Source organism: Paenibacillus sp. FSL K6-1230 (assembly GCF_038002385.1).
GTDB classification, from domain to species: Bacteria; Bacillota; Bacilli; order Paenibacillales; family Paenibacillaceae; genus Paenibacillus; species Paenibacillus massiliensis.
In genome coordinates, this window is the sequence record NZ_JBBOCK010000001.1 from 3,772,602 (window position 1) to 3,798,033 (window position 25,432).

Sequence of the window (25,432 nt, forward strand, 5' to 3'; positions counted from 1 at the left end):
TCTTTCACCGTATCATTACAGTAGCATGCATGTATCCGTCAAAGGCTGCCTGATGGGAGGTACACCGTTGATCAAGCTACACCTTCCTGCGGGTCGCATCCTACTCTTCCGGACGCTCTACGAAAACACATGTGGAAATGTCATACGAGTACCTCGCCAAAAGGGCGAACCGGTTCGCTGCGTCCATAAGTTTGCTGCGGGTGATGCACAGGGTACGTCCAGCGAATGCCGTTGGCAATAACCTTCAGAATCTCGGGGTGATAGAACGTTGGATACGTCTCGTGCCCTGGCCGGAAATAGAAGATCTTGCCTGCCCCACGCCGGAAAGTACAACCACTGCGGAATACTTCGCCTCCAGCAAAATTACTAATAAACACCAGCTCATCCGGAGTAGGAATATCGAAGAATTCGCCATACATCTCTTCCTGCTCCAGAATAATCTTCGCATCAATGCCCTCTGCAATCGGATGCGAGGGATTTACTGACCACAGGATTTCCTGCTCGCCAGCTACTCTCCATTTCAGATCACAGCTGGTGCCCATCAAGGCCTTGAACGGCTTGGAGAAGTGCCCGGAATGCAGCACCACGAAGCCCATGCCTTCCTGCACCTTGCGAACCACCTTGGCGACAACCTCGTCACTTACCCGATCATGAGCCATATGCCCCCACCAGATCAATACATCCGTAGAATTCAGCACTTCATCCGTTAGCCCATGTTCCGGTTGGTCCAATGTTGCTGTACGGATTGCGAAGCCTTCTCCCCCAAGCCCCGCAGCGAGTGCATTATGCAATCCATCGGGATAGACACGCTGCACGGCATCGTGTATTTTCTCATGAACAAATTCATTCCAGATGGTTACGTTAATCATAACTTATCCCCCTAAATATTGCCCCTGTTGTCTCCCAAGCTGTTATACCCACCACATCTCGCCTAACGGTTCATTCATGAGCACCTGCTTCAGATTGTGAACCGCCTTGGTGAAGCCTTCCTCGATGGACATCAGTCCATCTTCATGCTCAATGCTGACAACATAATCATAGCCTACAAGACGAAGCGCGCTCAGGATATCCGCCCACGTCTTGATGTCATGCCCAAATCCTACTGTACGGAACTGCCACGCACGCTCCAGCATATTGGTGTACGGCTGCATATCTGTCAGGCCGTATTTGTTGACATTCACTGGATCAATGACGGTATCCTTGGCGTGGAAATGATGAATCGCTCCTTCGCGGCCAAGAATTTGTACAGCCTGAACCGGGTCAATTCCCTGCCACCACATATGGCTTGGGTCGAGATTGGCACCAATCACTTCTCCTGCAGCTTCCCGCAGACGCAATAGCGTAGCAGGCGTATGCACAGAGAAGCCCCCATGCAGCTCCAATCCAATCTTGATATGATGCTCGGCTGCGAACTTGCCTGTCTCCGTCCAGTAAGGAATAACTTTATTCTCCCATTGCCACTTCAGAATCTCCTGATAATCGTTCGGCCACGGAGCTACGGGCCAGTTCGGATACTTCGCGTTCTCATGATCCCCCGGACAGCCGGAGAATGTATTCACGACAGGTACTTCCAGCTTCTCAGCCAGCAATACCGTGTTGATAAAATCTTCATGATCCTGCTGTGCCAGATGCTTTTGCGGATGCAATGGATTCCCGTGACAGCTTAAGGCACTGATTGTCAGCCCACGAGATTCTACGGCCTTCTTGAAATTCTGAATCGCTGTATCATTACCTAGCAATGCCGCCGGATCACAATGCTTCTTGCCTGGGTTGCCACCTGTTCCGATCTCTACAGCCGTTACCCCCGTGGATGCTGCAAAATCCAATGCTTCTTCCAAAGATCTGTCCCCGAATAAGACCAAGAATACGCCAAGTTTCATAGAATAATCCTCCCCTGTCGCTATGGATAAAATTTCAAAAACTATAATGTAAAGTTCAATGGATCATGCATATATTCAGACTGAATGGGATTGCCTTATCTTGAGTCTCTAATATTACATACGTATGTCATGTTAAAAAAGTTTCCTTTTATGCATAAAAAACACATTTTTACGCTTTTTTAGGCACCTATTAAGTGAGATTTTCCTCGTATGCCGCTCGTTTGATTTCAATGTCTACCTAGACTTCAACCTTCGCCAGAATCTCATTGCCGTAATACAAGGTCTCATCCGGTTCGAAGCGGCTATCCAGGATGATGTGCTTCCCTTCCAGTGAGGAACGCTGAAACGCATGCATCGCCTCCAGAATGTGATAGGCAAGCTCTCCACTCGTTCGCGGCTGCTTACCTGCTCGCAAGGCTGTGACCATCTCCGAGGCCCCCAATCCGCGCTCGTTGCGAGAGCATATGAACAGTGGCTCCACCGTCTCCCACTCGTCCGCACCGAAGCGTCTGACCTTCACATCACCATTAAACGTATTGGGATCAGGAACGCTCATTGTCCCTTCTGTACCATAGATCTCAATGAAAGGCAGCTCCGAGGCCCCCCGGATATCAAAGCTGGTAATGACGGTGGCAATCGCCCCGCTCTGAAAATCAATGTTACCTGCCAGATGCGTCGGAGTCTGTACCCGAAGCGGGGTTCCTTCCTTCGGCCCGCTGTGGATCATTCGATCAGGAATCTGAATTCCGACCGTGGAGCTAATCCGCCGGATCGAGCCAAGCAGATTCACAAGGGCTGTTAAATAGTATGGACCCATGTCAAACATAGGACCACCACCCGCGGCATAGAAGAACTCAGGATCATGATGCCACCATTCCGGGCCGCTTCCCATAAAGAAAGCCGTGGCTGCAATCGGACGTCCGATCATGCCCTGCTGTATCGCGCTCCGTGCCGTCTGAATACCTGCTCCCAGGAAGGTATCCGGTGCGCAGCCGACCAGCAGACCTTTTTCTCTGGCGCATTCAAGGACTCGCTTGCCATCCTCAAGAGATACGGCCAGCGGCTTCTCGCTGAATACATGCTTTCCTGCCTCCAGCACAGCCAGATCCGTCATGGCATGACTGCCAGGAACGGTCAGATTAAATACCAGCTCAATGGACGAATCTTGAATTAGCTCATCCACTGTGTATACGTTTGCAACAGAGAATTCCTCTGCTCTCGCTCTTGCACGATCTGCCAGCAGGTCAGCAACAGCTACGATTTCGATGTAAGGACTATGCTTCAGATTTTCGAGATATACGGCACTAATGTGACCGCAGCCGATAATGCCTGCCTTTACTCTCTCCACTATATTCTTCACTCCTCAGATGCCAGTTATATGAGGTGTACAATCTACTCTCATGGTATTCTGTACAGCCCTCGAATAAAATGAATAATATGATTAGAACATGAACAATCTGGCCAATATTTATCAAGTAACCGTGATTATGATTCCGGGATAAGGACAGATATCCGGGAATTGGATCATGGAAGCAAAGGAGTGCTTACAATGTCCCCTAATGAATCATGTAAGGTGCTGACTGCCGGATTTTCTTTTCACCGCAGACCCTATTATTCAAGCCAGCCCGAAGGCATTCGTAATTACATGCTGCGCCTGCAGACGGACGGTAGCTGCCGAGCACGGATAGGTAGCGATATGGTCGAAGTGGTGGCTGGAGATCTGCTGCTCCTTCATCCTTCAGAGCCTTACGAATTGACAATTGACAGCGAAACGGATGCGACAGGGGACACGCTGATCGAGAGCAGTGATTATCACATCTTCTTCACGGGGCCCTGGGCTGAAGCCTGGTGGAAGCAGCGCAAACGTCCAGCCAAGATGCGGGTAGAACTAAACGAATCCCTACTGAATATATTTCGCCAGATTGTCATGGAGCAGCGTCGGATATTCAACCCTTACCCTGAGATTTCGGAGTATTACATGCGGATTCTCTGTCTCGAGATTGACCGACTGTTGGCAGAGCAACCTGTTGCCTCCCAGCACGGCTATCTGGCCTTCCAGATCAAGCATTACATTGAGGAGAATGCCTCGACTGCCTTTAAGCTGGACGACGTTGCAGGCTACCTCGGCATCAGCGTATCCCGTGCCGTGCATTTGTTCAAGGAAACATTCGATACCACCATCATGCGATATGCGCTGGAGGTTCGGCTCAATATGGCGCGAGAACGGATTATTTTCAGCCCGATGTCCTTGGAGCAAGCGGCTGAATCATCCGGATTTGCGAATTATACTTATTTCCACCGCGTATTCCGTGCAAAATACGGGATATCACCAAGCCAATACCGCGCCGAGCACCGTGAGCAGCTGTAAGCTCCCTTTCCCATAAGTTAAACAACTAACGCAAGCAATAACCAAAAAAACGTATGACAATGGGAGACTTGCTCTCATTATCATACGTTATTGAGGTGGGAATCATCCGGGCTTAGCGGGATTTCTGTTCAATTGCTCTCTTGCCTCCGCCACGATCATGGCCAGATCCTCATTACCGAACATGGACAGCACACCAAGGACGGTATCATCCGGAATGTCGCCAGCCTCCTCGCGAGGTACTGTCAATTCCAGCACTCGCTGCAGGCGCTCATTTTTCTCCTGATGCGGGTACGCTTGCCGATACAAGACCTCGGGGTCTAAGCCCTGATTCACGCACCACTGGGCAAAGACAAGAATCATCATATCCTCTTCCTGCCGATATTGCTGGGCTATCACTTCCTCCATTGAGGAAGGCTTATTGCTGTCATCCATCGTACTTCTCCTCTCACTTCCTACTGTTGGCTAGTGACCAAATCGTATACCAACTTCAGAAGCGATGCAACCGGAAGTAGCATTCTTGATACAACTACCGAAATGCTGGACCCCTTCCCTCAGGAGCAGCACGAGTAATGATTACTCCGCTGTTTTAATCCGAACTGGACGGCTCTTGATCTTACTCTCACGTCTTTTCTTCACATTCCAGCCGTAGAGCACTACAGCAATGACAACAAGAAGCTCGAAGCCGTATTTCACGACAGGATTCACGAACCAGTCATGAAGAAGCGGCTCGGCGACGATCATTTTGGCAGCGGTATACGCAAGTACAGCAGCCCCGATGGCAATTACATAGGGGAAGCGGTCGGTAAGTTTAAGGATAATCGTGCTGCCCCAGACCATAATCGGTACCGAGATCGCCAGCCCCAGAATGACCAGAATCATGTCACCATGCGCAGCCCCTGCCACAGCGAGCACATTATCCAGCCCCATCATGGCATCTGCAATAATAATCGTACGAATCGCAGCCCACATCTGATTTCCTGCCGAGATTTCATGCTTCCTTTCTTCAACGAGCAGCTTATAAGCGATCCAGACGAGCAGCAGCCCTCCGATCAATCGCAAGCCGTATATTTGCAGCAAATACGTGACCAGTAGCGTAGCAATAACACGAATCAGAACGGCCCCGACCGTCCCCCAGAAAATCACCTTCCTTTGATCCTCTTTCCGTACATTACGCGCAGCAAGTCCAATGACAATCGCATTGTCGCCAGCAAGCACCAGGTCGATAATTACGATGGACATGAGTGCTGTCCAGAACTCCACAGACATGAAATCCATGCGCTCCCCACTCTCCCTCATTTTTTTGTTATACTTAGCTTTGCGACTCGCATTCATGCATGTCAGCATTTTGCAGCATTTTCGGGATCTATGCGCAACACTCATGCAAAAAGGCGCTTGCTCCTTGAACAATCAGGAACGGCGCCTTTTGAATTCACATCAAAAAGACCTTTACCCGAATGTTCAAGATTCCAGGCAAAGGTCTCGCTTACAACGTCACGTTGCCAATAAAGCCGGGGCAAATTTACCCGTCATGACGACTTTATTGTCTGAGCTACTCCCCTTTGGGATTATTCTATGCGGCATATTATAGCATTCATGACATAAACAAGGAATCGGCACTTACATTATTTTTTGAGCACGATCGTAAGTACTTAATTAAGGCTCCTCCAGAACTTGCTTTACTTTTTAGAAACTTGTTTACTTCCTCAGAACTTATCTAGAACTTAGTTCATATCTTATTTATAGCATGTTCAGGACTTTATCGGGGACTTGTTGGAGAGTTATTAGAGACTTATTAGGTATTCATTCGTTGTTAATTAGGGTTTTATTCTGGAAAGGATTTATTTATGAAAAAATGGATTTTTGTGAGTGGATATATCCTGCTACTGCTGGTGACATGGTTGGAGAGAGAGCGCTTGTGGACATGGACTGAGCAGCAGGCATCCTGGCCTGTATTGCTGTTGGTCTCGTTCCTGTTCGCCCTGCTCCCCGTCTTTCCTTACAAGCTGGTGATCGCGGCTATCTCCTATACAACCGGCCCATGGCAAGGGGCTCTCATCTGCTGGACCGGAAGCTCTTTGGCTGCATTTGCCGTCTACGCAGGGATTCGCTATTTTTTCCGCGCCAGCGGACAGGCATATTTGCAGCGTTCACCTGCCCTATCCAAGGTCAACCGAGTCATGGAGGGTCACCCCTTTGTCTCTGTGCTGCTGGCCCGGCTCTTTCCGCTCATCCCCCAGACGGTGGTCAATGTGTATGCCGGGGTAGCTCGCTTTCCTTTTCACAGCTTCGCACTTGGTACATGTATTGGTAAGCTACCAGGTGTAACTGCCTATGCTTTCGCTGGCGGTCTCTTGGCCACCTACCCACTCGCTGGTGTCTCACTTGCCCTGTTGTACCTCGGGATTAGTATTGGCATCTTCATGCTGGTGCGCAAAAAGTTGTACGGTAGCTAGCTAGTTTGGTCTCAGAGGCACAATTCGAGTATAATTTAAATTAAGGATATTTCCCGATAGGAATTATCCGCGGCTTATAACATGTCTTCAAGAACGGAGTGATTATAGATGGATATCATTAAAAATCCCAACGATACAGAATTAGCTACCTTTGCAGGTGGATGCTTCTGGTGTATGGTATCTCCCTTCGAGGATCTGCCAGGAATCAAGAAAGTCCGTTCTGGCTACACAGGTGGTCACACAGAGAACCCCACTTACGAGGAAGTCTGCTCCGATACGACAGGTCATGTCGAGGCTGTCCAGATTACCTTCGATCCTTATGTCTTCCCTTATGAGAAGCTGCTGGAGCTATTCTGGCAACAGATTAATCCGACAGATGCTGGTGGTCAGTTCCATGATCGCGGGGAATCCTATCAGACTGCCATCTTCTATCATAGTGAGGAACAGCGTCTTAAAGCAGAAGCCTCAAAGAAAGCACTTGCGGACAGCGGACGATTCGATCAACCAATCGTTACACCGATTGTACCAGCCTCTGTCTTTTATGAAGCAGAGGAATATCATCAAAACTATCATAAGAAGAATCCAGGGCACTACAAACGCTATCGCAAAGGCTCTGGACGTGAGGACTTCATCGAGAATCATTGGTCCGGCAAGCTGGACAAGTCCAACCTCCAGGAACGGCTGACACCGCTGCAATATGAAGTCACCCAGAACAATGCTACCGAGCGTCCCTTCCAGAATGAATTCTGGAACCACGAAGATGAGGGCATCTACGTGGACATCGTCTCAGGTGAAGCCTTGTTCAGCTCGCGGGACAAGTATGATGCAGGCTGCGGCTGGCCTAGCTTCACTCGCCCATTGAGCAGCTATAGCATCAAGGAGAAGACGGATCTTAGTCATTTCATGATTCGCACCGAGGTCCGCAGCCGAATCGGAGACTCCCATCTTGGCCATGTATTCGATGATGGACCTGGCGAGAATGGCTTGCGTTACTGCATCAACTCCGCTGCGCTGCGTTTTGTTCCTAAGGACAAGCTGGAGGAAGAGGGCTATGGAGAGTACGCTTCACTATTTCAGTAAAGTGCTTTTTTCAGAAAGATACTTTTTTAGTAAGATACTTTTTTAAGTAAATTGTTTTTCCAGTAAGATGCTATTCCAGTAACTAATTCATGTACAGTGTTACTGAATTTACCCGGGGAGAAATCATCCTTGTCAACGATATAGCTCGAATTGCTGTTAATACGCACAATTAAAGCCACAGGATCTTCATTCAACTTCAAAGTCGGATGATCCCCTGTGGCTTTGCTTTGCCTGTTGCTTACCTCTAAGCCCTCTTATGAACCTGGGCTCGCACCTCCGGTAACGATACTTCCTGTGATACTTCCTGTAATGGTTCCATCACTGACATTCATCCGTGGCCCTTCTCCTTCCGATAACTGCAAGCCAAATCCTTCTCATCTAACGGCTGGGCACAGATTTTACTTAGTTGGGAGATACAATTACGGCGATCCGCGTTTGTCCACGAATGGGAAGGGTAATATATATCTAAGCTCTATATCTACCGTCCCTTAGGAGCATTGATTCAATCTCATTTTTCGTAACCTGAAGGAAGAGACAGGAGGAATGGTTATGCCGTGGAACAAGCAGGATTACCCCCCATCCATGAAAAATCTGGAGGAACGTGTGCGCAACAAGGCGATCGAGATCGCCAATGCCCTCCTATCGAACGGCTATGAGGAAGGGAGAGCAATTGCGATTGCAACGGCTCAGGCTGAGGAATGGAATCGCAACCATCCCGCATACGAGACGGATGAGCCCATTCATGTCGTTCCCCACGAGGAAGGCTGGGCGATTAAGGAGCAGGGACGAGATCATCCCTCTTCTGTGCACCATACCAAGACGGAGGCCGTTCAAGAAGCCAAATGCTGGTCTGCAGACCAGAGCATACGGGTGATCATTCATGATCAGCATGGTCGCATTCAGGAGTCACGCCATTTCAGTAAGTGATGTATACACATACAAATAGAGGTGCTCCTGATCCATGGTGGCATCAAGAGCACCTCTATGCTTGATCTGCTCTATTATTCGTTCATGCTTATCGTCTGTCTGCGTACCCTTCCCATTCTCATCAGTCCAGAGCATTCGCCTGAAGTCCTAAACAATGCTCTCCGGAACATGGGGCACTGCGGTTACTATGCGGTTAATTCGAATCGCGTATAGCTCCCCACAATCCAGGCCTAGCTGTGCGCTTGCTGCTTCAGAGTTACTTTAGGAGCAACAGTTGGCTTCGGTAGACGGAAGGTGACGGTGATGGTGATAATCTTTCCTGCCACCCATACTGCAAGAATCGTATATAGTGTCTCCTTCATCGGTAAATATAACAGCGAGAGAAGAAGTACGATACAGTCACTGGCAAAAAATACATTCCCCAGCTTCCAGCCTCTCCACTGACTAATGAGGAGGGATAAAATATCATCGCCCCCAGTAGCACCGCCAAATCTCATAACCAGACCCGCACCGACACCTGTCAGTAAGCCTGATAACAAGGCAGCTACCGCCAGATTGCCTGCCAGATCGATATGCAGAGGCGAGTATAATTCAAAGGCAGCGTAGAACCCAGAGAACATCAAAGCTCCGACCAATGCGGAGGCCATGAACTTCCAGCCCTTCCACAGCCAAGCGACAAGCAGCACTGGAATGTCCAGCAGCAATGCCGTCCAGGCAGGTGACCAACCGAAGGCGTATTTGCCCAGAAGAGCTAGGCCAACGAATCCTCCTTCAGTTAAATGATTCGCAAAATTAATATGGTAGTAAGCAAATGCAAGAATGAGCGTGCCCAGCATCATAGCCAGCATACGTCGGGCTAGAGGGGCGAGTTGACTAACAGTAATTGAACTTTGGTTGGGTATCCTCATACAGGCTTCCTCGGTTTCTCGTAAGTTTGGTGTAACTACCGTTCTTACGGAAGCCGAAATGGATGCTTAGCCTGGAGGACTTGGTCCTTCGCATTTCACAATCCCCTCTTCCGTAAAGTCGGTCAGAATGGCTGACGTCATCCACGAGAAGAAGCTAAGTATAAGAGAGATCATACCGTTTCCAGATCGTCCTTTGGGGAAGTATCCTTCGGGGACACATGGTATCCTGATCCTTTCTGCATGTTATTTCGTCACAACTGGTCGGTTAGCCGAACCAGTCCCTGTAACAATTCTACCACAGACGAGCACCTGTGAAACAGCCCTGTTATGTCAAACCTACGTAAAATGGACGATATGCATAGTCGACGATATACATATCCATGGTAACGAATGTTGCAGAGCCCCTAGACGGCAGAACATTCTACACAACCACAAGATCCACACGAAGTAAGACTAAAATCCGCTGGCATTAACAATATATGATTAAAAGCTTTGGTTATGCGTCTGGCAGCAGATGCACGGAAAATTGTGTAACAATCCCGAAGATGCGGAAGATAAATGCAGAAGATAAATACAGTTGTGCAAAACTGGACTTAGGTTGGGGATACAACTGGACTAGGGCACGTTCTCCCTTCACTTCATTTTTGTTAAAATTCTGGATATCTAGCATGTATCATACGCTTCAAACCATATAGCACGAGCTTATATAACATAGGGAAGAATGTGTGGAATCAATCAGCGGAGACAATAGATTGCTCTCTGCCCATGAAAAATGGTCCATGTGTATTTCAATAGTGTAGAATCGGACGAGTAAAATGATGGCGGGTAACGCTCGAAGCGCACCCGCCTTATTCTGTACATCAGTTTGTGAAATTCGACTAATGCATCATAACGATTAGTGTCTGTCCTCCGTTATTCTATGCTCGATAATAGCTCCCTCTGTCTCGTTGGCTTTTTTCTTTCTTCTCTGCTCTATATGAACCGTCGTCTGCTTTGCTCGATCAAGCCCTTCCTTTGCCCTTCTGCCTGATGAACCTACACTTCCCCGACGATTAGCGATGAAGACTCCACCGAGGATCAGCACCAGTCCACCCAGCAGATTCCAACCGATATGCTCGCCTAACAAGGCATAGCCCCATACCATCGCTGTAGCAGGCACCAGATACGTTACGGAGGTCGCGAACTCTGGGCTACCCTTCATCAGCATGTAATTAAACAGAATGTACGCTACACCCGAGCCAAGGACGCCGAGTCCCAATAGCGAAACCATGACCTGAAGTGACCCTAGCGATGCTAATGAAGCTATTGACGGGCTCTCCAGCACCAGCGCAGCCAGCGTACTGCTGATCCACGCCCCTGCCAGGGTAGCTACCGAAATCTGGTACATATCCATACCTCCCAGAAGCTTGCGCGCAAGCTGGGAGCCGATAGCGTAACACAATGTCGCCGAGAGCATCACCGCAAAGCCTATTGGATCTGCAGCAATGATCGTATCCGAATTAATGCCGAGCAGTACTAAGATGCCTGCAAATGCAATCCCCATCCCCAGCCATTGCTGTCTGCCGAACACCGCTCCAAAGAACACCAGACCTACAAGCATCGTCCAAATCGGAGTCGTCGCATTCAGCACAGAAGCCATACTGCTGGTGAGTCTCGTCTCGCTGAAAGCAATGAGTGCCCAAGGCAACGCCATATTGATAATCCCCACCAGCAGAGACCCGCCCCAGTTCAGCTTCTTCAAGTCAAATGGCCTACGTAGCAGCACCATCATTAGCACGATGAACAGCATGCCCAGCAAGGAGCGGAGGCTGGCTATCGTCCACGGACCCATCTGATGTGCCAATAGCACCTTGATGAGCATGAAGGACGCTCCCCACACAAGACTTAACAAAATAAGCGCAGTATACAGCCGGCGCATCTGATCATTCCTTCTTTCATTAACAATTGTGAACTCCAACAGACATGACCAACCATACCTTATTTTGCTGTCCATGGGAAGCATGTGCCTTCAAGTGTCTGTGTGCACTGCATTTTCCATGAATTCCTCGTTGCTGGAATGTATGAACTCCATTATGATGGTTATATTAAGAACATATGTTCTCATACATCTAAGATCGTACCCCATGAAGGAAGTGAACGATGTTATGAAGCCATCATCAGCACCTCCCATCCCTACACATGAGGATGACCGTCTGGTGAAATCCTATGTCTTGTATACCTTGATGCTCGATATGCTGGCAAAGGATATTGCCGTCTTGAAGCATTCCTCCTCTACACTGTACCTCTCTGATCTCTACACTCGCGGACTGGATCGCCTGCAGCAGCATATCACCCACGAGCTGACCTCCACCCGACGGGATATGCGGGCAAGAGGGATTAAGGTTCTGGAGGAGCAGCGAGGTCCTGCTGGCATTGAAGTGCATTACCTGTGCCGGGGATATCGGAGATTCTTCTCCATGCTCCCCCGCTTCGCCAGAAGTGAGGTGCGACGCGAGCTAAGTCGCCTGTTCCAGATTGTACATTAATCGGACCCTGCAGATGCAATGGCTAGGTGGGTACTCTCTGCTCGACTCTCTAAACAATCCCTCTAGTCCAGCCCCTCAAGCCAAGTACCTCAAGCCGAGTGCCAGTGCAACATCCGCTCATAACCCGGCTGTGATTCGTTTCGCACGGACAGCTGCCTGTTGCAGCAGCTCTGGCTCGTCTATCGTCAACAGCTGGCGTTCTCTCATCAGCACACGACCATTTACAATAGTGGTGTGCACATCCGAACCACAGGCCGCATAGGCCAGTAGGGAGAATGGATCATGAAGGGGCTGCAGGTGCGGCTGCTGCAAGTCCAGCAGGATGATGTCAGCCAGTCTCCCAGGCTCCAACTGACCTCCCCTTGTTCCAAGCCTGAGCAATTCTGCTCCTTCGGTTGTAGCCATGGCTAGTGCTTGTCTGGCACGGAATCGGGCGGGGTCTCCACTAGCCAGCTTCTGCAGCCATGCCCCCGCACGTACCTCGGCAAACATATCGAGCGTTGTAGCACTGCCTGCTCCGTCTGTCCCTAGACCGACGCTAACCCCTTGCTCTAGCAGCTCGGTTATAGGAGCAATTCCGCAAGCCAGCTTCAGATTGCTCACCGGATTATGAGCTATTCCACCACCACGAATAGAGCGAAGCAGGTGGATATCCTCCTGCTGCAGATGCACTCCATGGGCCAGCAAAATATGATCATGATCCAGTAGACCACAATCGTGCAAATACTGTGTTGGTGTACAATGATACCGCTCCTGAATGATCGCGCTCTCCTCCAGAGTCTCAGCTAGATGAATATGGATCGGTACGCGCTTGGATTCAGCAAGCTTCAATACCTCCTTCAGCATATCCGGAGGGCAGGTATAGGGCGCATGGGGTCCCATCATGGTCGTGATTCGTCCCTCTGCTTTGCCGGACCAGCGATCGATCAGATCAATCGCCTCATGTATTCTGCGGCCCCCGTCGTCCTCCAGACCAATTACTCCCCTGGTAAGCGATGCACGGATACCACTCTCCTGTACAGCCTCGGCAATTTCATTCATATGAATGTACATATCAGCAAAAGCTGTCGTACCCGACTTGATCATTTCAGCAATCGCCAGCTTGGCTCCCCAATAGATATCCTCAGGCGTCATCCGCGCCTCGGCTGGCAGCATCTTGCGATCAAGCCAGTCCATCAGCTTCAGATCATCGGAGAAGCCCCGCAGCAGGCTCATCGGTGAATGCTGATGGGCATTGATCAGCCCTGGCATAGCGATCATGCCACGTGCATGAATGCACTCCCCCGGCTGCTTCGAAAGCTCTGGCCCCATCGCCTCTATTCGCGTGCCCTTGATTGCAATATCTCCTTCATATGGCTCTTCTCCAGGTACCATACTCACAATGAGAGCACCCTTGATCATAATCGTATCGCTTGCCTCTGTCATCATTTTCATTTTCTTCATCCTCCTGGCTTATCACATGAGTACTACTTCACCAGAAGACTACAACTTTCCCTTACGTCAAGGTCAAGAGACTTTCACTCATCAGGAGAAAAGAGCTCCGCTGCGCGCCTGACCATAATGAACAGGAACGGCATATACCATGTAGACAGGACCAGCGACACGCCGGGTAATCGTTACATATCCATGCTGCTCAAGCCATTCTGTCAGAAACGAAGGCGTCACATAGTAGGCTGGCTGCTTGTCCAGATGATTCGCCAGTGGATCTGACATAGAGCTAGACAGAGGATCTGTCATAAAATTGGGCTGAAGGCTTGGCTGAGGGTTGGGCCAATCATTCGATAGATAATCCACCGGACGATCCTCCAGACGCCCTGCTTGATCAGCGACTACGATATCATCTGAAAGCGCTGCGCTCACCCAACGTTCTGGCTCCTGCATCACATCTGCAATGCAGATGCGGCCATGCGGCTGGAGCACACGGCATATTTCCCCTAAAGCAATGTATTTCTGTTCATCAGCCAGATGATGCATAGCATAACTGCTCACCGCAAAATCAAAGCTCCCGTCTACGAACGGGATCCGCATCAGATTCCCCGGACGGACATCAATATGTGGAAATTTACGACGACACTGCTTCAGCATCTCTGTAGACTGGTCAATACCGGCCATCATTGCCCCTTCTGCTGCAAAAAGCCCGGCCAGATTGCCGGTCCCCGTCCCCATATCAATTCCCTTTTCCCCGGGCTGTGGCTGAACGCGCTCCACCATGAACCGCAGGGTATCCGAGTAAGCCGGATGACCGCCACTCTGCAGCTCCTCTTGCTTCACCAGTTCATCATGTATGGCTGCGCGGCTATCAAAATCCCAATTGTCCTGCCATGAATTCCTCAGCTGGCGTTGTCGCTTCAAGCCACCAGCCTTCGCGAACCAGCTTCCCCACTCAGGGTCTTCGCCCGTCCGCAGGCAATCAATCATATAATCAGCGGCCTCCAGCTGCTGCTTGCTCTCCATCCAGCTATCGAACATCGCTGAACGCTGAAGCTCCAGTGTATGCAGCGCCTCCTCCCGCCGCCCTTGCTCTAGGCTGCCCAGCAGCTGCTTGACCTGCTCCACCGACATCCCAAATTCGCGAAGCGAGATAATCATCCTTAGCCGGGTCACATCACGCTCACCAAACACCCGATAGCCGTTATCCGGGTCCTTCTCAGGAGTGATCAGCCCCTTCTCCTCGTAGAACCGGATCGTTCGTGTAGATACGTGCAGCTCTGAGGCCAGCTCCTTGATTTTCCATCTCTGACTCATTCCTACGCTCCTTTCGCCAGACTGCCCTGTCCTTAGTTCTCAAGCACAAGGCTCTCTATCCAGCGTCTGTCCTGAGTCTCATTATAGAACATTAACGCTACGTAAAGGCTATAACAGGCGAGCTGTCATCAGCTCGGCAAAATCAATCCACTCAAAGCCATCCTGCGTATCGACTCTGAATTTTCGCTGATGCTGGCTAATGGCTGTAACCGTGCCTTCTGCGCGATGAGCAGGACCACGTTCGGTGAATAGCTCAATCTGTATCGGCAGCCCATCATGCTCCGAGATCAGGATATAGCGAAGCATCTCCTCCAGTTCATCCTCATGCAGAAGTGGACGAGACCTCTTGTCTGCCCTCCCTGCCTCCTCCAGAATACGCGCCCGATGCTCAGGCAGCATCATCCGGCTAGATTCCCATAGCCCGTTATTTTGCAGCTTTTTGCTCATTTGTAATGCCCCCCAATCTTCAGCGATCTTTCCAATGCCTGACCCGCATAGGTCAGAGAGGATGCCCGAACGATAGCAGCACTGCCATACCGCTCCTTGATGCGATCGGTCGCTTCCTCAAGGGAGCGCACCCGCTCCTGATCCTCGAAGAAGGAGATCTGATAGACCCCATCCTCGACGAGATCACTCAGGCTGACACCCAGACGACGTACAGGCATATGATCCCAGAACTTATAGAACAGCTCCTTCACGGACGCAAATACTTTATTAGTGCTATTCGTCGGATCAAGCAGCTTCCTTTGCCGGGAAAATCCCGTAGGTGCCTCATAAGGGCTGCACATGCAGCTGACATTCACCACCTGCCCCATATAGCCTTTACGCCGACTGTCCCGGCATACTTCCTCCGTCAGCTCCAGCAGAATGGTCTCAATTTCCTTCGGCTCCAGATAATCCTTGGGCAATGTCATCATATGACCGATGGACTTCTGAGGGGTACGAAATGTGTACGGGGCGACTGGACTGTCATCCAGCCCATGAGCACTCCGCCACAGCACCTCTGCCTGAATGTCTGACTGCTTGCCAAAATGAGCCCGTAAGCGGGACTTCAGCACAGGAAGCGGCGTACGGGCGATATCTCCAATCGTATGCATACCCAGTCTGGCCAGATGCTTCGTCATGCGCGAGCCAATACCGAACATCTTCTGCACGGGCTGAGGCCACAGCAGCATCTCAAGCCCCGACTTCGGTAAGCGATACAAGCCGCTCTCGTTCTTCTTCGCCCATATATCCGTGGCCATTTTAGCCAGAATCTTGTTGGAGCCCATTCCGATCCGTACCCACACTCCCGTCTTCAGAAGTACCCTCTGCTGAATCTCTCGGGCAATCTCTAACGGATCACCGAACAATCCAAGGCTTCCGGTCACATCTAGGAACTGCTCGTCTATACTGAACACCTCTACCAGATCTGTATACTGCCTATAGATATCAGAGATGGCCAAGGACACATCAATGTAATACTGCATCCGCGGTCGAACAACGACGAGCTCCGGGCATTTCTTCAGCGCTTCCCCAAGACGTTCTGCCGTTGTCACGCCAAAGCTCTTGGCTATCGGGCAGGCAGCAAGAATAATTCCAGATCTTCGGGCAGGATCACCTGCCACCGCAAGCGGCTTATGCTCGCAATCCAGACGTGAGGCTTTTTCTACGCTAGCGTAAAAAGACTGACAGTCTGCCAGAAAAATGATTCGTTCATTTTTTTTAGGCATGATTATGCACCCCTCTATAAAATCACAGCAATGAGAACATACATTCTTATCTAATTATAATCAGAACATCCGTTCTGTATACATTATAATTTCTGGAAGCACTTATGTATTGAGTTCACTCTTCCCATCAACTATTATATAAGCAGTCACTTATGTATGAAGGAGGGATCAGGTGAAGACCATTCAAGAGGTCGCTGAACAACTAAAGCTGTTAGCTGATAAGACACGTTTGACGATGCTAGCGCTGATGAAAGAACGAGAATGGTGTGTTTGCGAATTTGTTAATATTTTAGAGATATCTCAGCCAGGAGTTAGCCAGCATTTGCGTAAGCTCAAGGCCCAAGGAATCGTCAAGGAGGATAAACGTGGGCAATGGGTATATTATTCGTTAAATGTAGAAGACAAGCCTTATATTCAAGACGTGTTGAAGTATATGCCTGACAACAAAATGATACTTGCTGCCTTAAATAAAGAATGTGTTACATCCGTTTGTAAATAGGGGCTCCCCCTCGCCTCAAATATAAGCATATACTTATATACTAATCAAAAGGAGATATCCATTATGAAACAAAAGACAATCTACTTCTTGTGCACAGGCAACTCATGTCGTAGCCAGATGGCTGAAGGATGGGCTAAAAAATACTTGGGAGACTACTGGAATGTATATAGCGCTGGGATTGAAGCTCATGGACTTAATCCAAACGCTATTAAGGCTATGAAGGAGGTCGGTATTGATATATCTACTCAAACATCGGATATTATTGATTCCCATCTGCTGAACAGTGCTGATCTGGTTGTAACCTTGTGTGGAGACGCGGCAGATAAGTGTCCAATCACTCCTCCACAGGTAAGACGTGAGCATTGGGGTTTCGATGACCCAGCCAAGGCACAGGGAACGAATGAAGAAAAATGGGTTGTATTCCAAAGGGTTCGCGATCAGATTGGCGAGCGCATCCAAAGATTTGCTGCTACAGGCGAATAGGAATAAGCGCATACCAGTGTTATACCAGTGTATGACTACTAGGACGGCTTTTGCTCCGGGAATATTCGGTTAGGACTTATTTTCAATTGTACTTCTATTCATAGAGTTATATATTAAGATGAGCATTTAGTAGATTTGAGGTTTTCGTTGTTCGTTGAACATCTAGGAGGGTACTTGTGGTTGGTATTGTTTTGTCATGCATAATATTTCTGATTACTCTGGTGCTGGTGATCTGGCAGCCCAAAAATCTCTCGATCGGATGGTCTGCCTGTGGAGGAGCACTGCTCGCCCTTCTGGTTGGCGTCGTCGATCTACAGGACGTCTGGGATGTAACCCAGATGGTCTGGAATGCCACGCTGGCCTTCGTCGCCATTATCCTGATTTCATTGATTCTGGATAGAATCGGGTTCTTTGAATGGGCCGCCTTGCATATGGCCAGCGCAGCGAAAGGGCATGGGGTACGAATGTTCGTGTATATCTCGGTGCTAGGCGCTGTGGTAGCGGCCTTTTTTGCCAATGACGGAGCCGCTCTCATTCTGACGCCGATCGTGCTTGCCATGGTGCGAGCGCTGCGACTGGATGAGCGACAGGTGTTCCCCTTCATCATTGCCGGGGGCTTCATTGCTGATACGACATCACTGCCTCTGGTCGTCAGCAATCTCGTCAATATCGTATCAGCTGATTATTTCGGGATTACGTTCATGGAATATGCCGGGCGGATGATCGTCCCCAATCTGTTTTCGCTCGGAGCCAGCATTCTTGTGCTGTACCTGCTCTTCCGCAAGGCCATACCAAGACAATATGACCTTGCTCATCTCAAGCCGCCAAGGGAAGCGATCCAGGACATAAAGCTATTCCGAATCTCCTGGTTCGTGCTGGCAGCGCTGCTCATTGGCTATCTTGTCAGCGAATGGCTACGCATACCCGTCTCACTCATCGCTGGAGCGATTGCACTACTGTTCCTGCTCATCGCTGGCCGAAGCAAAGCTGTACCGGCACCAGAGGTGATTCGGGGAGCGCCATGGGCGATCGTATTTTTCTCCATTGGGATGTATGTTGTCGTGTACGGGCTGCGTAACGCGGGATTAACCGATGCTCTGGCGCATATGATCCAAATCGCCGCCCAGGAGGGATTGCTAGCAGCTACCATGAGCATGGGGATGATTGCTGCCGTCCTCTCCTCCGTGATGAATAATCTGCCGACAGTGCTGATTAATGCGCTTGCCATTGATAGTGCATCCGTCACCGGAACAGTCAAGGAAGCACTCATCTATGCCAATGTCATCGGTTCGGATCTGGGCCCCAAAATGACTCCGATCGGCTCCTTGGCCACGCTGCTCTGGCTCCATGTGCTCTCCTCCAAGGGCATCCGCATTTCGTGGGGTACCTATTTCAGGACAGGTATCGTACTGACGGTGCCGACCTTGTTACTGACACTACTGGGACTATATCTCTGGCTGGCATTTTTGTAAAATCAGCAATTACAATGCAAGGATTGACATGCTGCCAAGCCATGAGGGTACAAAAAGAATCAGATATAAGAATAGCTATACTCCCAAAGGGAATCATCACATTCTTGGTACAAAAAAAAGATACTCTAGCAGGCTTGCTTGCCTTAGAGTATCTTTTTTTGTGGGCGATTCATTAGCGCTTACCATTACCATTACACTTATCGAAACATCCCCCACAGCTTAATCAGATGAAAGGTGTTGTTCGGATCAATCCGCTGCCCAATGACAAAAGAGACAAGCTGCTCCTCTTGGGCTGGTGTCAGCTTCTCATGCAGAATGACTGCAGAGCTCTTCACCAGTCGATGTACTGTGGGTCGATTCTGGAGATCGGCCTTCGTGACCCCGTCCATCAGCTTCTTGATCCGTTCCTTCACGGCTGAATTCTTCATCTTCGTCTTCACCCGCTCTACCAGCTGCGGGCTGATGCCATATTGTTGATAGCTCACTCTGTCCACGCCTCCCGTCAAAATTCAATCATCCTCAATATATGACGGGAAGAACGTGAATTTGCCTAATCCATAACATCTCCCTGAAAAATCTGCTCCTGCTGCAAATAATCCCGCAAGGGAGCATAGGAGGAGGAGGTCCAGAAATCCTTGTCCTCTATCAATTGAACTGCATCCTCACGTGCACGCTCCAGGATCTCGAAATCAGCTACCATATCCGCTATACGAAATTCTGGCAGACCGCTCTGCTTGGTCCCGAAGAAATCTCCAGGCCCACGCAGCTCCAGATCCCGCCGGGCCACCTCAAAGCCGTCATCCGTCTCGGTCATCACCTTCATCCGTTCCTGACCTACCTCCGACTTGGGATCGGCAATGAGCACACAATAGGAGCTATGCGCTCCACGCCCGACACGTCCACGCAGCTGATGCAGCTGAGAGAGCCCAAAGCGCTCCGCATCCATAATGATCATCAGGGTCGCATTAGGCACATCCACGCCTACCTCAACTACGGTGGTAGATACGAGCAGCTGGATTTCATTCGCGTAAAAGGCCCGCATGACCCCTTCCTTCTCCGCAGCGCTCATCCGTCCATGCAGCAAGCCTACACGATAAGATGGGAAGACCTGCTGCATCTGAATATGCAGGTCGATGGCATTTTGAACATCCAGCTTATCCGACTCCTCAATTAATGGGCAAATGAAATAGGCCTGCCGCCCCTGATCAATCTCGCGCGAGATGAAGCCAAGAACCCGATCCATCATATTGTGCTTCACCCAGTAGGTGGAGATTGGAATCCGTCCCTTGGGCCGCTCGGAAATCGTCGATACATCCATATCCCCGAAGGCCGTAATAGCCAGCGTACGCGGAATCGGTGTGGCCGTCATGGTGAGCACATCCGGATTGTAGCCCTTGCGACGTAATATACTGCGCTGATTCACACCAAAGCGGTGCTGCTCGTCCGTGACCACAAGACCAAGCTGGCGGAAGTAGACGTCCTCCTGAATCAGCGCATGCGTACCGACGATAATGTCCGTAAGACCCATTTGCAGGGAACCCAGCAGGTCCTTGCGCTTACGCCCATTCACACTGCCTGTCAGCAATGCTACGGTTACTCCGAACGGCTCGTACATCTTCTGTAATGAGCGCATATGCTGCTCAGCCAAAATTTCCGTCGGCACCATCAGTGCACCCTGAAAGCCGGAACGAACGGAAGCATACAGCGCAATCGCTGCGATAACTGTCTTCCCTGAGCCAACATCCCCCTGCAGCAACCGGTTCATGCTGTAGGGCGAGCGCAGATCCGCCAGAATCTCCAGCTCTACCCGCTTCTGCGCATCCGTCAGCTCAAAGGGCAGACTGCGTACGAAGCTGCGAATCGTCGCATTATCCGCCGTATGTACCACACCGTCTGCACGGCCACGATTGAGCGCCCGGAAGGCCTGCATCTTCATCTGGAAGAGAAATAGCTCCTCATACACCATCCGGCGCCGCGCATCCTGCCCTTCCTGATTATCCTGAGGGCGATGAATGGACGCAATAGCCTGCTTGCGTGGCATAAGTGCATACTTCGTAATGAGCTGCTGTGGCAAAATTTCAGGGATCATCTCTCCGTACTGCTCCAAAGCCTGATTCATCGTCTTTCGCATCCAGGATTGAGTAATCTTGCCCCCTACCGAATAAACAGGCTGAAGCGTGCCTGAACGAGACGTGCCTTGATCAGGGAATTCAGAGTCTGATACCGTGAGCTGCATTCGCTTCATATCCCACTTTCCGGTTACAACAATCTCCCGCCCCGCCGTCAGCTGCTCCTTCAGAAAATGACGGTTGAACCAGGTAGCACTGAACATCCAGTCCTCTGCCATCAGCTTGCATGTGAGACGGGATTTGCGTCCATAGCGCTGCAACACAGGAATCCCTATAATCTTGGCCTGTACCGTGACTTTCTCCTGATCCTTGGCCTCAATTAATGAACCTAACCGATAGTCGTCATATCGGTAAGGATAATATTCCAGCAGCTCCTTGATATTGGAGATGCCAAAGGCGTGAAGCTCCTCTTCCTTAAGAGCACTCACGCCGTGGATTTGTTTCGTACGTATTTGATCCAGATTCAGCATACCTCAGACCTCATCTCCTGCAGGCCACGCGTAGACAGCAAGTGTACCAGGACCCACATGGGTGCCAATGACAGCACCAATCTCACTGTACTGCACCTCTTCCACAGCAAAACGCTCACGCAATAGCTGAAGCAGGGTATCGGTAGAGGCTTGATTCGCGGTATGGCCTACAGCCACATTAATTTTTTGTCCCTGCAAATCAGCTTCTAGCATCTCGACAATACGCAACATCGCTTTTCTCTGTCCTCTCGCCTTCTCCATCGAGTAGATGATCCCTTCCTGGTCGATGGACAGAATGGGCTTGATGTTCAACAATGTGCCGATCATAGCAGCGGCTTTGCCGATCCGGCCGCCCTTCTGGAGATACTGCAGCGTATCTACGAGGAAAAACAAACGTCTTTGCTCTCCCATCCGCTCCAGCTCACGCAGAATAACATCTTTGTCCGCTCCATTTGAAGCCAGCTTGGCTGCCTGGACAACCAAGGCACCATAGCCGAAGGAAGCGGATTTGGAGTCTACCGTAGTTACAGCTTCTTCACGTTCCAACATGGTAACGGCCAGCCTCGCGGATTGGTACGTGCCACTCACCCCGGAAGATAGGTGAATAGACACAATATGAGCATCAGGGTGCTGCTCCAGAATTTCGCTATAGACCTTGAGAAACTCCGCAGGAGATGGCTGGGATGTGGTAGGCAGCTCTGCCGCTTGAACGAGTCGTTCATAGAACTGTCCGGCAGACATCTCCACTCCATCGAGATAGGCTTGGTCACCGAACATGACTGTGAGCGGCACTACATGAATTCCCCACTGCTTAACCAGGTCTGCAGGTATATCAGCCGTGCTGTCCGTTACGATAAATGTCCGGCTCATCCGTCCGTCCCCTCTCTGCAATCAGATTGATATCAGGATTCTACCGAGAACAGGTATGAGTAGATCGGCTGACCTCCATCATGTACTTCAATGTCGATCCCCGGATACTCTTGCTCAATCCAGGATACGAGCTCCTCGGTCTCGGCTGGGTCGCTATCCGAGCCTGTCAGCATCATCACAAGCACCGCTTCATCCACACTGCCGAGCATCTTGGACAACAGCTCACGGCAGGTAGGAATCAATTGCTCCTCGGTAGCTACAATCTTGGAATTGTGAATCCCGATATAATGTCCGGCCTTGATCTCCATCTCATCAAGTACCGTGTCACGCACTGCATATGTCACCTGCCCGGATTGCACCCGGGTAACTGCCTCTGCCATATTTTCCAGATTTACACCGAAGCTCTCTTCCTCCTGGAAAGCAAACGCAGCCGCAATTCCCTGCGGAATGGTCTTGCTCGGAATAACGAATACCTGGCGCTCATCCTCCAATAGCTCACGTGCCTGCTCAGCAGCAAGAATAATATTAGAGTTGTTCGGCAGGATGTAGATGTACTCCGCCGCGATGGAACGAACCGCATTCACGAAGTCCTCCGTGCTCGGATTCATTGTCTGTCCTCCAGACAGCACTACATCTACGCCCATGCTTCGGAAAATGTTCGTAATGCCTTCACCCGGCGATACGGCAATGAAGCCATGCGGGGCCAGCTCATGAGCAGGCAATTCGGAAGGCTCCACCGTGCGGGCAGGCTCTGCCGGAATTTCGGCGAACCATTCTGGCGCAGGAGCCACGTCCATACCCGCTGTTAGCAGTTCACGGTGCTGCTCGCGCATGTTCAGGATACGAATCTGGGTGATCTCTCCATATTGGAGTGCCAGATTAAGGACCTCTCCTGGAGCCTTGGAGTGAACATGTACCTTGACGATATCCTCATCCGCAATGACGATAATAGAATCACCATTCACTGATAACGCTTTCTCGAATTTCTCCTCATCAAATGGCTGTCCATTCGATTCGCCCAGATGGCGATTGATGAAGAACTCCATATCGTACAGGAACTCAATATGCTCTGTCTCCAGCTTGGCTTGCGCGGATAATGGAGCATCATAGGATGGAGCCACTACCGATGTCGGTACAGAGCCTGCTACTGGCGAGACCGCTGAAGCTGACGTTGTCGATGCAGCCGTATGGCGAACCTGTCCTGTAGCTGTCGTTCCGCTGGAGAGATACTGCATGAATCCTTCATAAATATATACAAGCCCTTGTCCACCAGAATCAACGACACCCACCTGCTTGAGTACAGGCAGCATCTCCTGTGTCATGGCGAGCGCTTCCTTCGCCTTGGACAGCACCTCTGCCATGAGCTCCGGAATATCATTGGCCCGACGGGCATAATATACGGCATGCTTGGCAGCTTCCTTCGCAACGGTCAGAATGGTTCCTTCTACGGGCTTCACCACTGCCTTGTAGGCAGCATCCACACCGCTTTGCAAGGCGGCTGCGAATTGCAGAGTATTCAATTCCTCGTATGGGGCAGCGTAACGGCTAAACCCGCGAAACAACTGAGACAGAATTACCCCTGAATTTCCGCGAGCCCCCATCAGCAGGCCTTTGGAAAGAATCCCCGACATCACACCAATCGATGCAGAATCTCCTTTCGTGATCTCGGTTACGCCTGCATTCATTGTCAGATTCATATTCGTTCCCGTATCACCATCAGGCACCGGGAATACATTCAGGGAATTGACGTGCTCGGCATGCTGTTGCAATTGTTCCGCTCCGGCTAACACCATTGCGGTAAAATCTGTTCCATTCAAAGAACGCTTACTCAATGAGAATTCCCCTTCCTCGCTTTATGCATATCGTCCTCAGGTATACACCAAGTGGCCGTATCGTCGATCTGATTATTACTTAGAGCAAAATGAAGCCGCCGACATGTGGGCAGCACATGTAATAAGACCAACATCTATAGCCCGGGTCATGCCTGGCCCAGGCCGGTAAGGCTTTCCATTATTAATATGTCAATTTGTCACCTGGAGTATGATGGACTACTCAATATTGTACTATAACGTGCAATAGAAATAAATAAAGTTTTTGGATATATTGACGAAGGTTTTTTAACTATGATATGATACTCAAGTATTGTTTTGTTGAGAGTAATACAACTCACGAATAAAAAGCAACTGGCCTCTGTAAGGGTTATTTTTAGAATAGGAGGTGGAATCTATGTCTCGTAAATGTTATGTGACAGGTAAGAAACCTGGAAGTGGTAACCACGTTTCTCACGCTAACAACCGTAACCGCCGTACTTGGGGCGTTAATGTGCAAAAAGTTCGCATCCTGGTGAACGGTAAGCCAAAACGTGTATTCGTTAGCACGCGCGCGCTGAAAGCTGGCAAAGTAACACGCGTATAAGACAATTAATATGTATAAGCAAAAGGCACCTCGTCATGAACGGGTGCTTTTTTGGTTATATCAGAAAGTATGGACCCCAGCGCCCCCTGCTCCCTGATATGGAAAAGACATACTGCAGAGCACAGGCTATCACTGGAGTCATTCAGTCTCCCTTGAGGATATCCCTGATCAGCAGTAGTTTGGGATATCAGCTCAAATGGACATGAGGCATGATCCCGTGTGTTCACCCGTTCTCGGCAGCCCGCCCGCATCTGCAGCCTGTACAGGGAACATGCCTGTATGTGCCACTTTGCATGTCCTTCAGTTTTTCTGAAATGTATTCAGGATCGCCTTCACAAAACCTCCCAGGAACTTCGGCAGCTTGATTGTATAAAACTTCATGCTTCACCCTCCCCATCATCCTCATGCATCATTCATCCTAGTCTATGCACCCGATTGCAAGTTGTTGCCCCATAAAAAAAGGCTACATGAGAACACCCTCATGTAACCATATCTA

General features: G+C 50.0%; 25 protein-coding genes. 9 read left to right on the forward strand and 16 right to left on the reverse strand.

The genetic code is table 11. The features are described 5' to 3' along the window. Nucleotides 1–140 precede the first annotated feature (140 nt). The 3 genes from MKX74_RS16645 to MKX74_RS16655 form a co-directional block, all read right to left on the reverse strand. Nucleotides 141–869 (reverse strand): ThuA domain-containing protein, encoded by a 729-nt coding sequence (locus MKX74_RS16645; RefSeq protein ID WP_018887585.1) that lies wholly within the window; start codon nucleotides 867–869, stop codon nucleotides 141–143. 42 nt (nucleotides 870–911) lie between these two features. After that, complete coding sequence (locus MKX74_RS16650; RefSeq protein ID WP_341179171.1) at nucleotides 912–1,880, reverse strand: sugar phosphate isomerase/epimerase family protein; 969 nt, start codon at nucleotides 1,878–1,880, stop codon at nucleotides 912–914. A gap of 238 nt (nucleotides 1,881–2,118) precedes the next feature. Further along, nucleotides 2,119–3,228, reverse strand: a complete 1,110-nt coding sequence (locus MKX74_RS16655; RefSeq protein ID WP_341179172.1) for a Gfo/Idh/MocA family protein — start codon at nucleotides 3,226–3,228, stop codon at nucleotides 2,119–2,121. A gap of 201 nt (nucleotides 3,229–3,429) precedes the next feature. On the opposite strand from MKX74_RS16655, the gene MKX74_RS16660 reads away from it, so the two are divergent. Continuing rightward, nucleotides 3,430–4,248 (forward strand): helix-turn-helix transcriptional regulator, encoded by an 819-nt coding sequence (locus tag MKX74_RS16660; protein ID WP_341179173.1) that lies wholly within the window; start codon nucleotides 3,430–3,432, stop codon nucleotides 4,246–4,248. 102 nt (nucleotides 4,249–4,350) lie between these two features. On the opposite strand, the gene MKX74_RS16665 is transcribed toward MKX74_RS16660, so the two are convergent. Next, nucleotides 4,351–4,680 carry a hypothetical protein gene (locus tag MKX74_RS16665; protein ID WP_018887581.1) on the reverse strand — a complete coding sequence of 110 codons (330 nt, stop codon included), beginning with the start codon at nucleotides 4,678–4,680 and terminating at the stop codon, nucleotides 4,351–4,353. 141 nt (nucleotides 4,681–4,821) lie between these two features. Beyond that, complete coding sequence (locus MKX74_RS16670) at nucleotides 4,822–5,523, reverse strand: TerC family protein (protein WP_028588948.1); 702 nt, start codon at nucleotides 5,521–5,523, stop codon at nucleotides 4,822–4,824. Between the two features lie 569 nt (nucleotides 5,524–6,092). Here MKX74_RS16670 and MKX74_RS16675 point away from each other — a divergent pair. The 3 genes from MKX74_RS16675 (at nucleotide 6,093) to MKX74_RS16685 (ending at nucleotide 8,708) form a co-directional block, all read left to right on the forward strand. Then, nucleotides 6,093–6,701, forward strand: a complete 609-nt coding sequence (locus tag MKX74_RS16675; protein WP_025680590.1) for a TVP38/TMEM64 family protein — start codon at nucleotides 6,093–6,095, stop codon at nucleotides 6,699–6,701. Between the two features lie 108 nt (nucleotides 6,702–6,809). After that, complete coding sequence (msrA, locus tag MKX74_RS16680; RefSeq protein WP_018887578.1) at nucleotides 6,810–7,781, forward strand: peptide-methionine (S)-S-oxide reductase MsrA; 972 nt, start codon at nucleotides 6,810–6,812, stop codon at nucleotides 7,779–7,781. Between the two features lie 549 nt (nucleotides 7,782–8,330). Then, nucleotides 8,331–8,708 carry a DUF2188 domain-containing protein gene (locus tag MKX74_RS16685; RefSeq protein ID WP_341179174.1) on the forward strand — a complete coding sequence of 126 codons (378 nt, stop codon included), beginning with the start codon at nucleotides 8,331–8,333 and terminating at the stop codon, nucleotides 8,706–8,708. Between the two features lie 230 nt (nucleotides 8,709–8,938). Here MKX74_RS16685 and MKX74_RS16690 read toward each other — a convergent pair whose 3' ends face one another. Both MKX74_RS16690 and MKX74_RS16695 read right to left on the reverse strand, forming a co-directional pair. Continuing rightward, nucleotides 8,939–9,556, reverse strand: coding sequence for a YitT family protein (locus MKX74_RS16690; RefSeq protein WP_445667279.1), 618 nt, complete (start codon nucleotides 9,554–9,556; stop codon nucleotides 8,939–8,941). A gap of 955 nt (nucleotides 9,557–10,511) precedes the next feature. Then, nucleotides 10,512–11,534, reverse strand: a complete 1,023-nt coding sequence (locus MKX74_RS16695; protein WP_341179176.1) for a DMT family transporter — start codon at nucleotides 11,532–11,534, stop codon at nucleotides 10,512–10,514. Between the two features lie 226 nt (nucleotides 11,535–11,760). On the opposite strand from MKX74_RS16695, the gene MKX74_RS16700 reads away from it, so the two are divergent. Continuing rightward, complete coding sequence (locus tag MKX74_RS16700) at nucleotides 11,761–12,141, forward strand: hypothetical protein (protein ID WP_036633893.1); 381 nt, start codon at nucleotides 11,761–11,763, stop codon at nucleotides 12,139–12,141. A gap of 117 nt (nucleotides 12,142–12,258) precedes the next feature. On the opposite strand, the gene MKX74_RS16705 is transcribed toward MKX74_RS16700, so the two are convergent. From MKX74_RS16705 to MKX74_RS16720, 4 genes are all read right to left on the reverse strand, one after another. After that, complete coding sequence (locus tag MKX74_RS16705) at nucleotides 12,259–13,575, reverse strand: amidohydrolase (RefSeq protein WP_018887571.1); 1,317 nt, start codon at nucleotides 13,573–13,575, stop codon at nucleotides 12,259–12,261. Nucleotides 13,576–13,665: 90 nt separating this feature from the next. Then, nucleotides 13,666–14,886 carry a MerR family transcriptional regulator gene (locus MKX74_RS16710; protein WP_018887570.1) on the reverse strand — a complete coding sequence of 407 codons (1,221 nt, stop codon included), beginning with the start codon at nucleotides 14,884–14,886 and terminating at the stop codon, nucleotides 13,666–13,668. A 108-nt stretch (nucleotides 14,887–14,994) separates the two neighbouring features. After that, the gene (locus MKX74_RS16715) at nucleotides 14,995–15,333 is read right to left on the reverse strand and encodes a YolD-like family protein (RefSeq protein WP_018887569.1); all 339 of its coding nucleotides are present in this window, start codon (nucleotides 15,331–15,333) and stop codon (nucleotides 14,995–14,997) included. After that, nucleotides 15,330–16,598 carry a DNA polymerase IV gene (locus MKX74_RS16720; protein WP_018887568.1) on the reverse strand — a complete coding sequence of 423 codons (1,269 nt, stop codon included), beginning with the start codon at nucleotides 16,596–16,598 and terminating at the stop codon, nucleotides 15,330–15,332. Before MKX74_RS16720 ends, MKX74_RS16715 begins: the two co-directional genes overlap by 4 nt. Nucleotides 16,599–16,770: 172 nt before the next feature. On the opposite strand from MKX74_RS16720, the gene MKX74_RS16725 reads away from it, so the two are divergent. The 3 genes from MKX74_RS16725 to MKX74_RS16735 all read left to right on the forward strand — a co-directional run bounded on the left by MKX74_RS16725 (nucleotide 16,771) and on the right by MKX74_RS16735 (nucleotide 19,052). Next, nucleotides 16,771–17,097, forward strand: coding sequence for an ArsR/SmtB family transcription factor (locus MKX74_RS16725; protein ID WP_341179177.1), 327 nt, complete (start codon nucleotides 16,771–16,773; stop codon nucleotides 17,095–17,097). A gap of 63 nt (nucleotides 17,098–17,160) precedes the next feature. Further along, a complete protein-coding gene (gene arsC / locus MKX74_RS16730) occupies nucleotides 17,161–17,580 on the forward strand; it encodes an arsenate reductase (thioredoxin) (RefSeq protein ID WP_018887566.1) in 420 nt (139 codons plus the stop codon). A gap of 176 nt (nucleotides 17,581–17,756) precedes the next feature. Continuing rightward, nucleotides 17,757–19,052 carry an arsenic transporter gene (locus tag MKX74_RS16735; protein ID WP_018887565.1) on the forward strand — a complete coding sequence of 432 codons (1,296 nt, stop codon included), beginning with the start codon at nucleotides 17,757–17,759 and terminating at the stop codon, nucleotides 19,050–19,052. 197 nt (nucleotides 19,053–19,249) lie between these two features. On the opposite strand, the gene MKX74_RS16740 is transcribed toward MKX74_RS16735, so the two are convergent. From MKX74_RS16740 to MKX74_RS16755, 4 genes are all read right to left on the reverse strand, one after another. Further along, complete coding sequence (locus MKX74_RS16740) at nucleotides 19,250–19,537, reverse strand: stage VI sporulation protein F (protein ID WP_018887564.1); 288 nt, start codon at nucleotides 19,535–19,537, stop codon at nucleotides 19,250–19,252. Nucleotides 19,538–19,602: 65 nt separating this feature from the next. After that, entirely contained in the window at nucleotides 19,603–21,651 is a 2,049-nt protein-coding gene (recG, locus tag MKX74_RS16745; protein WP_341179178.1) for an ATP-dependent DNA helicase RecG, read from the reverse strand. Nucleotides 21,652–21,654: 3 nt separating this feature from the next. Next, nucleotides 21,655–22,521: a DegV family protein gene (locus MKX74_RS16750; protein WP_341179179.1), complete on the reverse strand. Its 867-nt coding sequence runs from the start codon at nucleotides 22,519–22,521 to the stop codon at nucleotides 21,655–21,657. A 32-nt stretch (nucleotides 22,522–22,553) separates the two neighbouring features. Continuing rightward, the gene (locus MKX74_RS16755) at nucleotides 22,554–24,353 is read right to left on the reverse strand and encodes a DAK2 domain-containing protein (RefSeq protein WP_018887561.1); all 1,800 of its coding nucleotides are present in this window, start codon (nucleotides 24,351–24,353) and stop codon (nucleotides 22,554–22,556) included. Between the two features lie 394 nt (nucleotides 24,354–24,747). Here MKX74_RS16755 and rpmB point away from each other — a divergent pair, with 394 nt between their 5' ends. After that, complete coding sequence (rpmB, locus tag MKX74_RS16760; protein ID WP_018887560.1) at nucleotides 24,748–24,936, forward strand: 50S ribosomal protein L28; 189 nt, start codon at nucleotides 24,748–24,750, stop codon at nucleotides 24,934–24,936. A 300-nt stretch (nucleotides 24,937–25,236) separates the two neighbouring features. Here the strand turns inward: rpmB and spoVM are convergent, their stop codons facing one another. Next, nucleotides 25,237–25,317, reverse strand: a complete 81-nt coding sequence (gene spoVM / locus MKX74_RS16765; protein WP_010345573.1) for a stage V sporulation protein SpoVM — start codon at nucleotides 25,315–25,317, stop codon at nucleotides 25,237–25,239. Between the last annotated feature and the right edge of the window lie 115 nt (nucleotides 25,318–25,432).

Bases quoted from the DNA above. Each gene is read 5' to 3' on its own strand.
- MKX74_RS16645 (WP_018887585.1), bottom strand. From the start codon at position 869: ATGATTAACGTAACCATCTGGAATGAATTTGTTCATGAGAAAATACAC.
- MKX74_RS16675 (WP_025680590.1), top strand. From the start codon at position 6,093: ATGAAAAAATGGATTTTTGTGAGTGGATATATCCTGCTACTGCTGGTG.
- rpmB (WP_018887560.1), top strand. From the start codon at position 24,748: ATGTCTCGTAAATGTTATGTGACAGGTAAGAAACCTGGAAGTGGTAAC.
- MKX74_RS16685 (WP_341179174.1), top strand. From the start codon at position 8,331: ATGCCGTGGAACAAGCAGGATTACCCCCCATCCATGAAAAATCTGGAG.
- msrA (WP_018887578.1), top strand. From the start codon at position 6,810: ATGGATATCATTAAAAATCCCAACGATACAGAATTAGCTACCTTTGCA.
- MKX74_RS16695 (WP_341179176.1), bottom strand. From the start codon at position 11,534: ATGCGCCGGCTGTATACTGCGCTTATTTTGTTAAGTCTTGTGTGGGGA.
- MKX74_RS16690 (WP_445667279.1), bottom strand. From the start codon at position 9,556: ATGCTGGCTATGATGCTGGGCACGCTCATTCTTGCATTTGCTTACTAC.
- spoVM (WP_010345573.1), bottom strand. From the start codon at position 25,317: ATGAAGTTTTATACAATCAAGCTGCCGAAGTTCCTGGGAGGTTTTGTG.
- MKX74_RS16700 (WP_036633893.1), top strand. From the start codon at position 11,761: ATGAAGCCATCATCAGCACCTCCCATCCCTACACATGAGGATGACCGT.
- MKX74_RS16660 (WP_341179173.1), top strand. From the start codon at position 3,430: ATGTCCCCTAATGAATCATGTAAGGTGCTGACTGCCGGATTTTCTTTT.
- MKX74_RS16710 (WP_018887570.1), bottom strand. From the start codon at position 14,886: ATGAGTCAGAGATGGAAAATCAAGGAGCTGGCCTCAGAGCTGCACGTA.
- arsC (WP_018887566.1), top strand. From the start codon at position 17,161: ATGAAACAAAAGACAATCTACTTCTTGTGCACAGGCAACTCATGTCGT.
- MKX74_RS16715 (WP_018887569.1), bottom strand. From the start codon at position 15,333: ATGAGCAAAAAGCTGCAAAATAACGGGCTATGGGAATCTAGCCGGATG.
- MKX74_RS16720 (WP_018887568.1), bottom strand. From the start codon at position 16,598: ATGCCTAAAAAAAATGAACGAATCATTTTTCTGGCAGACTGTCAGTCT.
- MKX74_RS16665 (WP_018887581.1), bottom strand. From the start codon at position 4,680: ATGGATGACAGCAATAAGCCTTCCTCAATGGAGGAAGTGATAGCCCAG.
- MKX74_RS16650 (WP_341179171.1), bottom strand. From the start codon at position 1,880: ATGAAACTTGGCGTATTCTTGGTCTTATTCGGGGACAGATCTTTGGAA.
- recG (WP_341179178.1), bottom strand. From the start codon at position 21,651: ATGCTGAATCTGGATCAAATACGTACGAAACAAATCCACGGCGTGAGT.
- MKX74_RS16670 (WP_028588948.1), bottom strand. From the start codon at position 5,523: ATGGATTTCATGTCTGTGGAGTTCTGGACAGCACTCATGTCCATCGTA.
- MKX74_RS16705 (WP_018887571.1), bottom strand. From the start codon at position 13,575: ATGAAAATGATGACAGAGGCAAGCGATACGATTATGATCAAGGGTGCT.
- MKX74_RS16750 (WP_341179179.1), bottom strand. From the start codon at position 22,521: ATGAGCCGGACATTTATCGTAACGGACAGCACGGCTGATATACCTGCA.